The sequence below is a fragment of the Prevotella sp. P3-92 genome (assembly GCF_002251205.1).
In the GTDB taxonomy this organism is placed as follows: domain Bacteria; phylum Bacteroidota; class Bacteroidia; order Bacteroidales; family Bacteroidaceae; genus Prevotella.
This window is the reverse complement of sequence record NZ_NPJE01000035.1, coordinates 50,940-64,773: the sequence shown is the minus strand read 5'-3', so window position 1 is coordinate 64,773 and position 13,834 is coordinate 50,940. Positions and strand designations below refer to the sequence as shown.

The following is a 13,834-nucleotide window of genomic DNA, read 5'->3' as shown; positions in this document are numbered from 1 at the left end:
TTAGAATCTGAAGTGGGCAAAAGCACGGTTAGCCTCAGCCATGCGATGCATGTCCTCCTTGCGCTTGTAGGCACCACCCTGATTGTTAAATGCGTCCATAATCTCAGCAGCAAGCTTGTCAGCCATTGACTTACCGCTACGCTTGCGTGCAAAAGAAATCATATTCTTCATAGAGATACTCTCCTTGCGATCGGGACGGATTTCAGTAGGAACCTGAAAGGTTGCACCACCGATACGACGACTCTTAACCTCAACCTGAGGAGTGATGTTGTCGAGAGCCTGCTTCCAAATCTCAAGAGCAGATTTCTCTTCATTCTGCATCTTATCCTTTACGGTTTCAAGAGCATTGTAGAAAATCTCATAAGAGATTGATTTCTTGCCATCATACATCAGATGGTTAACGAACTTAGACACTTTTTTGTCATTGAAGACTGGATCTGGAAGGATCACACGCTTCTTTGGTTTTGCTTTTCTCATTTTTTGTTTTTTTGTTTTGTTGTCTGCGTGGGGCTGTTCTTGCTTGTTCTTCAACGCTCTCACATGAGCATTTACTCAACCTGTCTATAACAATTCTCCAGCAAAACGTTTTACTTTTGATTTTTCGAGCCAAATAACCCTCACCGGCTATTATTTCTTGGCCTTAGGACGCTTAGCACCATACTTAGAACGACGCTGTGTACGGCTTGCAACACCTGCGGTATCAAGAGTACCACGAACGATGTGATAACGTACACCAGGAAGGTCCTTCACACGTCCACCGCGAACGAGAACGATTGAGTGCTCCTGCAAGTTGTGTCCTTCTCCAGGAATGTAAGAGTTTACCTCTTTCTGGTTTGTCAGACGTACACGGGCTACCTTACGCATAGCCGAATTAGGCTTCTTAGGAGTCGTTGTATATACACGAACGCAAACTCCACGACGCTGAGGACATGAATCCAAAGCGGGAGATTTGCTCTTCTCAACGAGCACCTTTCTGCCTTTTCTTACCAATTGTGAAATTGTAGGCATAATTGTTTGTTTTTTAATTTATTATATTGTTTGTTATTACTCAACTTGACATAGCTACCCCATTGATATTAGGCGCTTTTGGGGTGCAAAGGTACTAACTTTTTGCCTAACTACCTAATATATAAGAGACAAATACCACCTGCATTTTTATTATTTAACATTTTATAAGTGTTTTTGCAATATTTAACAGATAAAAGTTCTATAAAAACAGAGAAAGAGAGGATTACCATAACTCATCAGCAAGCTTTTGTCAACTCAACCACAAATCTGTTTCCGCCCACAGCAACACAGTCCTCACATCATTCCAAGTAAAGCAAGCCGCACTTGCCAATCTCGCACAAGAAGGAAATCCTTACCGCCTTTTCTCGCACAAGCGTCATCGGGCTTCGGGATGCATTCGGGATGCATTCGGGTCGTCACTACTTTTCTACACACGAAACTTCTGAAGACGTACAAAGCAAGTCCCAAGCAAGTCCCAAGCAAGTCCCAAGCAAGTCCAACGTAAACCTTAGGTAAGTTCAAACTCTATCAAATGAATACACGATAATATCACGATAATATAATGTACGCGCGTATAGAAGCATGCGATCCATATAATATATACGAAACAAAATATTATTATTCAGACTTTATCACTTCATTTTCCTAATAAACCAAAAATATTTCGTATCTTTGCAAACGATGGCTATAAGATACACACATAAAGAAGAACTTTGGAACACATGGTCACACGCTGGCGGCATACTATTAGGCTTGGCGTTCGGCATTGTGTTTCTCGTCATGGTATTCAAAGGTGACAACCCTTGGGCACGCCTCGGCGTGTGTCTCTATCTCTTTGGCATGTTAGGATCATATATGGCATCCACAGCATACCATGCACTCCCCAGACATTCAAAGTGGAAAGAACGGTTGCGCAAATGGGACCACGCTGCCATCTACTGGCACATAGCAGGCAGCTACTCCCCTCTTACACTTATTGCGCTACGCAGCCAAGGCTACTGGGGATGGTCGCTGTTCACCTTTGTGTGGCTTTGTGCCATAGTCGGCACCGCCATCAGTTTCATCAAGCTCAAGGAGCATTCTAATCTTGAGACATTTTGTTTCGTAGGCATGGGCCTTTCTGTTCTTGTGGCATTCAAGCCATTGATCGACTCCGTATCTACTGCTGCTGTGGCATGGATTATTGCTGAAGGAGTAGCCTATATTACCGGTGCAGTATTCTATTCGCTCAACAAGAAACGATATATGCACAGCGTTTTCCACTTCTTCGTCTTAGCTGGCAGCATCTGCCACATCATCGCCGTATGGGACGTACTGATGGAATATCTCTAACGTCAAGCAGAAAAGACCATTTTCATTATATATACTCCCATAAAGCCATCAATACCTGCACCAACAGAATTGCATTATAAAGAACTAAAGATTGCAAACTGCGATAAATGATACTCACAGACCATCAGACAACCGGTTAAGGATTGTTATCAATAAACGATATGGCAACTTATTGATTGACTACTGATCTTTATCAAAAGCGTTTTGCTATTCAATGCGCAGAACTTATAAAAAATCCGTAGAAAAGTTAATAGAACCTAAAAATAATCTCAAAGACGGACAAGGACGGACATTTGGATTATGTGATGTTGTATCTTTGCAACCGTACCTAAGGATGATTTCCAAAACAAAAAGATACCTTTGCAACAAGCCATTTATCGTACAATATAAAACAACGCAATTATATTAACAGGCATCACTTCCAACGCCCCCAACTGGATACAACAGAAGAACCATGCTTTTTCGCTTAACACACGATTGCTTCTCATTCGTCATTCGTTAGTCTATCGAAGACCGATCGAGAACCGAACGAGGATATGTCGAAGACCGAACGAAAGAGGATCGAGAGTCGAACAAGAAACTATCGAAGACACGACGAGGAACCGTTCAAACCTAACGAGAATGGGAGCAAAATCATAGTCAACCTGTCCATTCACTCCTTTTATAGTGATACGTTTCGCCTTTCCTGGTATCATTTCTGCATCTACGGCAAAGGTAAGGGCAGTAAGGGCATGGCTGAAAGCAAGCTCCACAGGTTTGCTGGCAGTAGAAATGTTATAAGCAATAGCTTCGTTTTTGGCTACAATAAAATCGGGGTGATGGTCTATATCCGTATCTGCCACGTAGCGGATGACTTTATTCTTGGCGAAATCAGCAGCTGTAGATATATAAGACAAGGCGGCACGCTGATAAAGTGCATAAGCATAAAACGACAGAGATCCTTCGGTAGGCCACATCTCGTTGCCTGCGGTAAACCAGTTGTTACCGCTCTTGGTGACTTGCTGATCATGATACAAGGAAGAAATAGTAGAACCTTTGGTGTAAACGGCACTCACGCCGAAATCCCCTACCTCAGCGGCATCATTGAATGCGCAACGGGTTTGTGTACAGGGGAGGGTAATTAACCCCTCAATTCTTCATTGTCTGCTTCAATAGCATGCGATAGAGAGGGTGTCGAGTTGGTCTTCTGCCTCTAGCACCATCTGCTCTTGGGCAAGTGCTGCCGGCTCAGACACAGCCCCACGAGTTTTTTCACCTTCGTTCCATCCTTTCTGCAACATAGCAGTAAAGCAAATCTTCTTGTCAGACATACCGTTGTTCTGCAACCCATCGATCTCAGAGCAGGAGATGGCGGTAAAAGCCAAGAGCATGGCAACAAATTTGCAACAGTTTAATTTTTGTTTCATATAAAAATAATAAGAGTTAGATTCTACTTTTTCTTTGATTTCTTCTCATTTCACCAATACATAAGCGTTTCCGGATGCAAGGTTATACATTATTTTCTTTATCCACAAATTATACATCCATGAAATGATATTTGGTATAACATCCATATAATAAGGTATGCGTGCGCACACACGTATGCACGCACACGCGACGTAGCAAATAATCGACCATCGACCACCGATATGGGATAACACATTGTAAGATATACGATTAAGTGGGTGGTCGAAAATCTTATAACGGCATTATCGACCACCCTTCTATCATCTGTTGGTAAGCCATCGCATCTCTGGAGAAATTGGTTGTTCCTGCTTGATGATGAACGGCTTGATATTTATCAACACCTTGCCAAACGTTGGATAACACTTTTATCAAACGTTGGATAACACCTTTATCAAACGTCGGATAACACTTTTATCAAACGTTGGATAACACCTTTATCAAACGTTGAAAACACTCTTGCCAAACATTGGATAATACCTTTAACAAACGTTGAAAACACTCTTGCCAAACGTTGGGCAATACTTTTGCCTAATATTGAAATGCTTTGGCAAAATATCGGGCTATACCTTATTTATAATAAAAGCGCACTTTTGATTAACTTGCATTTAGATGATAGGAATGTTGACATGAAGGTTTTGCGGGTGTTCTTTGGTGTTCGATTGGTGTTCGGAAAACCTCAAAATACGAACGCCGAACACCATCTAAAACCGCTATCATACAACAGATTACGGCATGACAAGTGTTCGATGTTCGATTTATTTCCGAAAACTCAAATTCTGGATTGATATGAGGCTACCTACTATACAAGTCTTTTTATACGTTCAAGACTATAAAGCCCATGCATGACAAAAGAAAACTGCTGTCCATTATCATATATTCGTTTGTGGTTGTTCAAATATACAAAAATGTTCAGCAGTTTTGTTTTGTTCTATATTGATTTGATTACTCCATTTCCCAGATAAACCAGATATTTTTATATCACATCCATAATATCCGTTAATGGCTTGCGCTTTTTCTCCGCTTTCGGACAGTCAGGAGCAACATGTCCTATAGGAACTACCACCACAACTTCAAAACCGTCACGACCAAAATATTGTTGCATCTTATCTGTATCATAATTGCACACCCAACATGTACCAAGTCCACGCTCTGTAGCAGCCAGACATAAATGCTCTGCAGCAATGGCAACATCAACGTCACCATGTGGTTTACCATCATACTTGCGAACCCAGTTTTCCTCAACATTCTTCATGCCGATAATATACATCGGAGCAGTCTTGAACCATTCACGATCATAACACTCCTGCAACTTGCTTTTGCCTTCGTCGCTCCTCACCGCGATCCAATGCCAAGGCTGTTTATTGACAGCAGATGGGGCCATACGCACACATTCCATCACATATTCTAAATCCTCATGAGATACTGTCTCGGAAGTAAATTTACGAACCGAGAAACGTTCTCGGCACAAGTTTAACATATTCTCCATATTCAATTCATTTATACTTTTAACATTTCATGAATTAGTTTTCATGTGCGAATTTACGAATAATCGTGCTAATAACAAAGGAATAATTCAAGTATTTATAGTAGGCATCATGTATGCGTTCTTAATAGTTTACTCAATACCCAGGAATGATCCGAAGGGATAACAATGCTATCGACAGGACCAAATTGAAAGGAACTTTGCAGAGAAGCCAAATCCAACTAAGCATGATGCCTATATAGAAATAACATGCCTATATAGAAATAACATGCCTATATAGAAATAACATACAAAAAAACGCTGCTACCGTCCTTTCAGACAATAGCAGCACTTTGATATATTAGTCAGGAGCGAGAATTATTTCTCGTCCATTGCAGGTTCGTTGGCAAAGTCAAGCACATTTTTCTTATTAGCTTGCATGCGCTCATACTCTTCTTTCGAGCCTACGATAATCTTTTCAAATTCGCGAAGACCAGTTCCGGCTGGAATCAAGTGACCAGTAATCACATTCTCCTTCATGCCCTCAAGGTAATCAACCTTACCACGGATAGCAGCTTCGTTGAGCACCTTAGTGGTTTCCTGGAACGATGCAGCCGACATGAACGACTTGGTCTGAAGAGCGGCACGGGTGATACCCTGCAGAATCTGGGTAGAGGTAGCAGCAACAGCATCACGTACCTGAACCAATTTAAGGTCGCGACGCTTCAGCATTGAGTTCTCGTCGCGCAGTTTGCGTGCGGTAACAATTTGACCTTTCTGAAGGTTCTCTGAGTCACCAGCATCTACAACAACTTTCTTGCCCCAGATACGATCGTTCTCTTCTGCAAAGTCGAGTTTATCAACAATCTCCTGCTCAAGGAATGAGGTATCGCCTGGATCGTTGATCTGTACCTTACGCATCATCTGGCGTACGATAATCTCGAAGTGCTTATCGTTAATCTTCACACCCTGCAGACGATACACATCCTGTACTTCATTCACGATATATTCCTGTACAGCCGTGGGACCCTTGATAGCAAGGATGTCTGCTGGAGTAATAACACCATCTGACAGCGGAGTTCCTGCACGTACGGCATCGTGTTCCTGTACCAGAATCTGCTTAGACAACGATACGAGATACTTGCGCTGCTCACCAGTCTTTGATGTAACGATGATTTCACGGTTACCGCGCTTCACCTTACCCATGGTTACCTCACCATCAATTTCAGATACAATGGCTGGGTTACTTGGGTTACGTGCCTCGAACAACTCTGTTACTCGAGGCAGACCACCCGTAATGTCACCACCCTTGGCAGCTGCACGAGGAATCTTAACGAGGGTCTCACCCGTTTTAATAGTCTGACCATCTTCAACTACTACGTGACCACCCACAGGGAAGTTGTATGTTCCAGCAACCTCACCGTTAGCGTCAATAATATCACAGGTAGGTACCTTAGACTTGTCTTTCGACTCGGTGACAATCTTTTCAGTAAGACCTGTGGTTTCGTCGGTCTCGGCACGGTAAGTAATACCTTCAATTACATCGTGGAACTTCAAGGTTCCTGCGTATTCAGAAACGATGACGGCGTTAAACGGATCCCACTGTGCAAGTTTGTCGCCCTTCTTAACCAAAGCTCCATGCTTGAAATAGAGAGAAGAACCGTAAGGTACGTTCATCGAAGAAAGAACGATATTGGTATTGGGATCTACGAAACGTACTTCACCCAGACGGCTGACAACCATCTCACATTCGCGACCATCTTCATCAAATGGTACGGTACGTACTTCCTCAAATTCGATACGAGAGTCGTTTTTCACCACGATGCTGGCATTGGCAGCAGCATTGGCAGCCACACCGCCGGCGTGGAACGTACGAAGAGTAAGCTGTGTACCTGGTTCACCAATAGCCTGAGCAGCAATCACACCGACAGCCTCACCCTTCTGTACCATACGACGTGTGGCAAGGTTGCGTCCGTAACACTTCATGCAGACACCATGCTTCGACTCACAAGTAAGCACAGAACGGATTTCAACACTCTCAATGGGCGAATCTTCAATAGCCTGTGCAATTGGCTCAGTTATTTCCTCACCGGCAGCAACGATAAGTTCTCCGGTTGAAGGATGAATAATATCATGAACAGATACACGACCGATAATACGCTCATAGAGAGTTGAAATGACTTCATCACCATTCTTCAATGCAGTGCAAACGAGTCCGCGCAGTGTACCACAGTCTTCCTCATTGATGATCACATCATGGGAAACGTCAACCAGACGACGTGTCAGATAACCGGCGTCGGCTGTTTTCATAGCGGTATCGGCAAGACCCTTACGTGCACCATGGGTAGAGATGAAGTACTCCAGCACTGACATACCTTCCTTAAAGTTCGACAGAATTGGGTTCTCAATAATCTGTGCACCCTCAGCACCAGCTTTCTGCGGTTTGGCCATCAGACCACGCATACCTGAAAGCTGACGAATCTGGTCTTTACTACCACGGGCTCCAGAGTCGAGCATCATGAATACGGCATTGAAACCCTGGTCGGCCTCTGTCATTTCCTTCATCAGCACATTACCAAGGTCGTTATTGATATGTGTCCAGGTATCAATTACCTGATTATAACGTTCGTTGTCGGTAATGAAACCCATGTTATAGTTCTCGGTAATTTGACGGATTTCCTCATTACCCTTAGCTACAAGGTCCTTCTTAGATTCCGGAATAATGATATCGTCAAGGTTGAACGAAAGTCCTGCCTCATAAGCCATACGATAACCAAGGTTCTTGATACCATCAAGGAACTCACAGGCTTCAGCAAAACCTACATTCTTAATCACATCAGCAATGATATCGCGAAGTGACTTCTTAGACACGATCTTGTTGACAAAGCCAACCTCTTCAGGAATGATACCGTTTACGATAACACGACCAACAGAAGTCTCCACCAAATGGCGGACAGGTTTGCCATCAATACGGTCATCAACCATAACCTTCACTTGAGCGTGGAGGTCACAACGACCTTCGTTGTATGCAATGATAGCCTCTTCTGGACCATAGAAAGTCAAGCCTTCACCCTTGGCACCTGGACGGATCTTAGAAATATAATAAAGACCGAGCACCATATCCTGTGAAGGTACGGTGATAGGAGCTCCATTGGCAGGGTTCAGGATATTGTGGCTCTGAAGCATCAGAATCTGTGCTTCAAGCACGGCCTCATTGCTCAATGGGAGATGGACAGCCATCTGGTCACCATCAAAGTCGGCGTTAAATGCAGTACATGCCAATGGGTGAAGCTGAATAGCCTTACCCTCAATCAGTTTGGGTTGGAAGGCCTGAATACCGAGACGGTGAAGTGTTGGCGCACGGTTGAGCAACACAGGATGTCCTTTCATTACATTCTCAAGGATATCCCAAATTACCGGTTCACGACGGTCAACAATCTTCTTGGCAGACTTCACAGTCTTTACAATTCCACGCTCAATGAGCTTGCGGATGATGAATGGCTTATAGAGCTCGGCAGCCATCAACTTAGGAAGACCACACTCACCCATCTTCAATTCAGGACCTACTACGATTACAGAACGCGCAGAATAGTCAACACGTTTACCGAGCAAGTTCTGACGGAAACGTCCTTGCTTACCTTTCAGCGAATCGCTAAGAGACTTGAGCGGACGATTGCTCTCACTCTTCACAGCTGAAGACTTACGACTGTTGTCGAAGAGAGAGTCAACAGCCTCCTGCAACATACGCTTCTCATTGCGCAGAATAACCTCAGGAGCCTTAATTTCCATCAGTCGCTTCAAACGATTGTTACGAATGATGACACGACGATATAGGTCGTTGAGGTCGGAAGTAGCGAAACGACCACCATCCAGTGGAACGAGTGGACGCAACTCAGGAGGAGTTACAGGGATAATTTTCATTATCATCCACTCAGGACGGTTGATGCCCTTCTCTACACTATTGCGGAAAGCTTCAACAACCTGCAGACGCTTCAAAGCCTCATTCTTGCGCTGCATAGACGAGTCGCTGTTGGCACGGTCACGCAGTTCATACGACAGAGAGTCGAGGTCAAGACGGACGAGAAGGTCATAGATAGCCTCTGCACCCATCTTGGCAATAAACTTATTGGGATCGCTATCATCGAGATAGTTGTTCTCGATAGAAATCTGGTTCTCGATGATATCGTTATACTCATCTTCTGTGAGCAGGTCGTACATATTCGAACCTACTGCTGCATTTCCTTCTGCATCCTGACGGCCAGCCATAACACCAGGCTGGATGACAACATATCGCTCGTAGTAGATGATAGAGTCGAGTTTCTTTGTAGGCAGCCCCAACAGATAACCAATCTTATTAGGCAAGCTGCGGAAATACCAAATATGGGCAACCGGAACTACCAACTCGATATGACCAGCACGTTCACGGCGAACCTTCTTCTCAGTCACCTCTACTCCGCATCGGTCACAAACAATACCCTTATAGCGAATGCGCTTATACTTACCGCAGGCACACTCATAGTCCTTTGTAGGACCGAAGATGCGCTCGCAGAACAGACCGTCGCGCTCAGGCTTATAGGTGCGATAGTTGATGGTCTCAGGCTTGGTCACCTCACCGCAGGAGTTCTCAAGGATCTCCTCTGGTGAAGCCAGACCGATGGTAATCTTGGTAAAATTACTCTTTATCTTTGATTCTTTCTTGAAAGCCATATTTCAATACTTAATATACTTTGTTCTTTGTTCGTTAACTCACAGATTAATCCATCTTGATACTTAGACCAAGACCCTTCAACTCATGCAACAATACATTGAGCGATTCGGGGATGTCGGGAGTTGGCATGGGATCGCCCTTGACAATAGCCTCGTAGGCCTTGCTGCGTCCAACCACGTCGTCTGACTTGATGGTAAGGATCTCCTGAAGCACATGACTGGCTCCGAAGGCTTCCAATGCCCAGACCTCCATTTCTCCAAAACGCTGACCACCGAACTGTGCCTTACCTCCAAGAGGTTGCTGAGTGATGAGACTGTACGGACCGATAGAACGGGCGTGCATCTTGTCTTCTACCATGTGGCCGAGTTTGAGGAAGTATGTGATACCGATAGTAGCAGGCTGGTCAAATCGCTCACCAGTCTCACCATCATACAGATGTGTTGAGCAGAGGCGTGGCAGACCTGCTTTGTCGGTCCATTCTGCGAGGTCGTCAAGTTTTGCACCATCGAAGATTGGAGTAGCAAACTTCACACCGAGACGTTTACCTGCTGCACCAAGGATAGCCTCAAAAATCTGTCCAAGGTTCATACGAGAAGGCACACCCAGTGGGTTAAGTACCAAGTCAACTGGACGACCATCCTCCAAGAACGGCATATCTTCCTGGCGAACTACCTTAGACACAATACCCTTATTACCGTGACGTCCGGCGAGTTTATCACCGACACCTATCTTACGTTTCTTGGCAACATACACCTTACCCATCTGCAGGATTCCTGAAGGCAGTTCATCACCGATGGTAATGGCAAACTTCTTACGCTTCATCTCTGCATCAAGGAGTTTGTACTTCTTCATAAAGTTGGTGATCAACTGAGCGATCATCTTGTTGTTGTGATCATCCTCGGTCCAGTTGCTCACCTGTACATCACCATACTCCAGGTTCTTCAGGTTGGTCATAGTAAACTTACTACCCTTAGAAATGATTTCGGCACCAGTATAGTCTTTCACACCTTGTGAAACTTTACCATCTGTCAATACCAGAAGTTTCTCTACAAGAATATCCTTCAGATCTTCTATCTTGGCATTGTGCTCTTCATCAATTTTTGCAAGCTTAACCTTGTCCTGCTGTTTGTCCTGACGAGTCTTAGTAGCACGGGTAAAGAGTTTCTTGTCGATAACAACACCTGTCAATGAAGGATTAGCCTTCAGTGAAGAGTCTTTCACATCACCAGCCTTGTCACCGAAGATGGCACGCAGCAATTTTTCTTCAGGTGAAGGATCGCTCTCACCCTTTGGTGAAATCTTACCAATCAAGATGTCACCTGGTTCTACACGGGCACCAACACGGATGATACCATTCTCATCGAGATCCTTAGTAGCTTCTTCACTAACATTGGGAATATCAGAAGTGAACTCTTCAGCACCACGCTTAGTTTCGCGTACATCAAGAGAGTATTCATCAACGTGTACAGAGGTCAGTACGTCCTCACGAACAATACGCTCGTTCAATACGATAGCATCCTCATAGTTGTAACCCTTCCAAGGCATATAGGCAACGAGCAGGTTGCGGCCAAGAGCCAGTTCACCGTTCTCGGTAGCATATCCTTCCGTAAGGATGTCGCCCTTCTTCACACGCTGTCCCTTGTCACAAATAGGACGAAGGTCAATAGTCATGTTCTGGTTGGTACGACGGAACTTCGGAATACGGTATTCCTTAAGGGCTGGTTCGAAACTAACGAACTCCTCATCCTCTGTGCGATCATAGAGCACACGAATAGTAGTTGCATCAACATAATCAATTACACCCTCGCCTTCTGCAGTAACCATGGTGCGGCTGTCCTCACATACCTGCTTCTCAATACCAGTACCAACGATAGGAGCCTCGTTATGAAGCAAAGGTACGGCCTGACGCATCATGTTCGATCCCATCAGTGCACGGTGAGCATCGTCATGCTCCAAGAAAGGAATAAGCGAAGCCGCAATAGATGCAATCTGCTGTGGAGAAACGTCAATCAAGTCAACTTCTGTTGGTGGAACAACAGGGAAGTCCGCATCTTGACGACATTTCACTACTTCACGAATGAATGTTCCGTCGTCGTTCAGCGGTGCATTACCTTGACCGATTACGTGGTTTTCTTCTTCCTCAGCAGTCAGATATAGTATTTCATCATTTTTGAGGTTGGCCACACCATTTTCTACCTTACGATATGGAGTTTCGATGAAGCCAAGCTCATTAATCTTAGCATATACACACAATGAAGAAATAAGTCCGATGTTAGGTCCTTCAGGACTTTCGATAGGACATAGACGACCATAGTGAGTATAGTGTACGTCACGTACCTCGAATCCAGCACGCTCACGAGACAGACCACCAGGACCAAGGGCAGAAAGACGACGTTTGTGGGTTACCTCTGCCAATGGGTTAGTCTGGTCCATAAACTGCGACAATGGGTTAGTACCAAAGAACGAGTTGATGACACTCGAAATAGTCTTGGCATTGATCAAATCTATAGGAGTGAACACCTCATTGTCACGAACATTCATACGCTCACGAATAGTACGACTCATACGAGCAAGACCTACAGAGAACTGATTGCCCAACTGCTCACCAACAGTGCGAACACGACGGTTTGAGAGGTGGTCAATATCATCGACAGTAGCCTTTGAGTTGATCAACTGAATCAGATACTTTATAATCTCGATAATATCCTCCTTAGTCAGTACACGTACAGACATGTCAGTATCAAGACCAAGTTTCTTGTTGATACGGTAACGACCCACATCACCCAAGTCATAACGTTTGTCTGAGAAGAACAAGTTCTGAATCACCTCACGTGCAGATGCATCATCCTGAGGATCTGCATTACGCAACTGGCGATAAATATACAGAATAGCTTCTTTTTCTGAGTTACTGGGGTCCTTCTGCAAAGTATTGAAGATGATAGAGAAATCCTGAGCCTGATTCTCATTTTTATGAACGAGAATGGTCTGTGCACCACACTCAAGAATCTCAGCAACGTTATCTTCTGTGATTTCGGTCTCACGCTCCATCATCACTTCGTTACGCTCGATAGATACTACTTCACCTGTATCTTCATCAACAAAGTCCTCGTTCCAGCTCTTCAACACACGAGCTGCAAGCTTACGACCGATAACCTTCTTCAGAGAAGTTTTGTTAACCTTCACCTCTTCAGCCAGGTCGAAAATCTCAAGGATGTCCTTATCATTCTCGAAACCGATTGCACGCAGCAAGGTAGTAACAGGCAATTTCTTCTTACGGTCGATGTAAGCATACATCACACTATTAATATCAGTAGCAAACTCAATCCAAGAACCCTTGAACGGAATGATACGGGCACTATAAAGCAAAGTACCATTGGCATGAACGCTCTGTCCGAAGAACACACCAGGAGAACGATGCAACTGCGAAACTACTACGCGCTCAGCGCCATTGATAACAAACGTACCATTATCGGTCATATAGGGAATAGGACCAAGGAATACGTCCTGAATCACAGTACTGAAATCCTCATGATCGGGGTCTGTACAATAAAGTTTCAGTTTAGCTTTCAAGGGTACGCTATATGTCAATCCACGTTCCAGACATTCGTCGATGGTATAACGCGGGGGATCAATATAGTAATCCAGGAACTCAAGAACGAAATTATTACGTGTGTCGGTGATAGGGAAGTTCTCTGAAAACACCTTATACAAACCGTCATTCTTGCGTTCCTCAGGTGGAGTATCCAGCTGCAGGAAATCTTTGAATGACTTTAATTGCACATCGAGGAAATCCGGATATGGTAACGGATTCTTGACGCTGCCAAAGTTTACTCTGTTGTTTACTACTTTTGAAGCCATATATTATAATGTGTGATGTT

The 13,834-nt window shown here is 44.2% G+C and carries 8 protein-coding genes; 1 reads left to right on the top strand and 7 read right to left on the bottom strand.

Annotated elements, in window-relative coordinates:
• Entirely contained in the window at positions 1-477 is a 477-nt protein-coding gene (gene rpsG, locus CIK93_RS05340) for a 30S ribosomal protein S7 (RefSeq protein WP_094446817.1), read from the bottom strand.
• Between the two features lie 150 nt (positions 478-627).
• Positions 628-1,008 (bottom strand): 30S ribosomal protein S12, encoded by a 381-nt coding sequence (gene rpsL / locus CIK93_RS05335; protein ID WP_094391143.1) that lies wholly within the window; start codon positions 1,006-1,008, stop codon positions 628-630.
• Between the two features lie 681 nt (positions 1,009-1,689).
• Between rpsL and CIK93_RS05330 the strand changes: the two genes are divergently transcribed.
• The gene (locus CIK93_RS05330; protein ID WP_094446792.1) at positions 1,690-2,340 is read left to right on the top strand and encodes a hemolysin III family protein; all 651 of its coding nucleotides are present in this window, start codon (positions 1,690-1,692) and stop codon (positions 2,338-2,340) included.
• Positions 2,341-2,843: 503 nt separating this feature from the next.
• Here the strand turns inward: CIK93_RS05330 and CIK93_RS05325 are convergent.
• From CIK93_RS05325 to rpoB, 5 genes are all read right to left on the bottom strand, one after another.
• Positions 2,844-3,461, bottom strand: coding sequence for a fimbrillin family protein (locus tag CIK93_RS05325; RefSeq protein ID WP_256387575.1), 618 nt, complete (start codon positions 3,459-3,461; stop codon positions 2,844-2,846).
• Between the two features lie 27 nt (positions 3,462-3,488).
• The gene (locus CIK93_RS05320; RefSeq protein ID WP_094446790.1) at positions 3,489-3,746 is read right to left on the bottom strand and encodes a hypothetical protein; all 258 of its coding nucleotides are present in this window, start codon (positions 3,744-3,746) and stop codon (positions 3,489-3,491) included.
• Between the two features lie 1,013 nt (positions 3,747-4,759).
• Positions 4,760-5,272 carry a nitroreductase family protein gene (locus CIK93_RS05310; RefSeq protein WP_094391138.1) on the bottom strand — a complete coding sequence of 171 codons (513 nt, stop codon included), beginning with the start codon at positions 5,270-5,272 and terminating at the stop codon, positions 4,760-4,762.
• Between the two features lie 354 nt (positions 5,273-5,626).
• Complete coding sequence (gene rpoC, locus CIK93_RS05305; protein WP_094446788.1) at positions 5,627-9,955, bottom strand: DNA-directed RNA polymerase subunit beta'; 4,329 nt, start codon at positions 9,953-9,955, stop codon at positions 5,627-5,629.
• Between the two features lie 46 nt (positions 9,956-10,001).
• Positions 10,002-13,814 carry a DNA-directed RNA polymerase subunit beta gene (rpoB, locus tag CIK93_RS05300; RefSeq protein WP_094434380.1) on the bottom strand — a complete coding sequence of 1,271 codons (3,813 nt, stop codon included), beginning with the start codon at positions 13,812-13,814 and terminating at the stop codon, positions 10,002-10,004.
• Between the last annotated feature and the right edge of the window lie 20 nt (positions 13,815-13,834).

Bases quoted from the DNA above. Each gene is read 5' to 3' on its own strand.
- CIK93_RS05330 (WP_094446792.1), top strand. From the start codon at position 1,690: ATGGCTATAAGATACACACATAAAGAAGAACTTTGGAACACATGGTCA.
- rpsG (WP_094446817.1), bottom strand. From the start codon at position 477: ATGAGAAAAGCAAAACCAAAGAAGCGTGTGATCCTTCCAGATCCAGTC.
- CIK93_RS05320 (WP_094446790.1), bottom strand. From the start codon at position 3,746: ATGAAACAAAAATTAAACTGTTGCAAATTTGTTGCCATGCTCTTGGCT.
- rpoB (WP_094434380.1), bottom strand. From the start codon at position 13,814: ATGGCTTCAAAAGTAGTAAACAACAGAGTAAACTTTGGCAGCGTCAAG.
- rpsL (WP_094391143.1), bottom strand. From the start codon at position 1,008: ATGCCTACAATTTCACAATTGGTAAGAAAAGGCAGAAAGGTGCTCGTT.
- rpoC (WP_094446788.1), bottom strand. From the start codon at position 9,955: ATGGCTTTCAAGAAAGAATCAAAGATAAAGAGTAATTTTACCAAGATT.
- CIK93_RS05310 (WP_094391138.1), bottom strand. From the start codon at position 5,272: ATGGAGAATATGTTAAACTTGTGCCGAGAACGTTTCTCGGTTCGTAAA.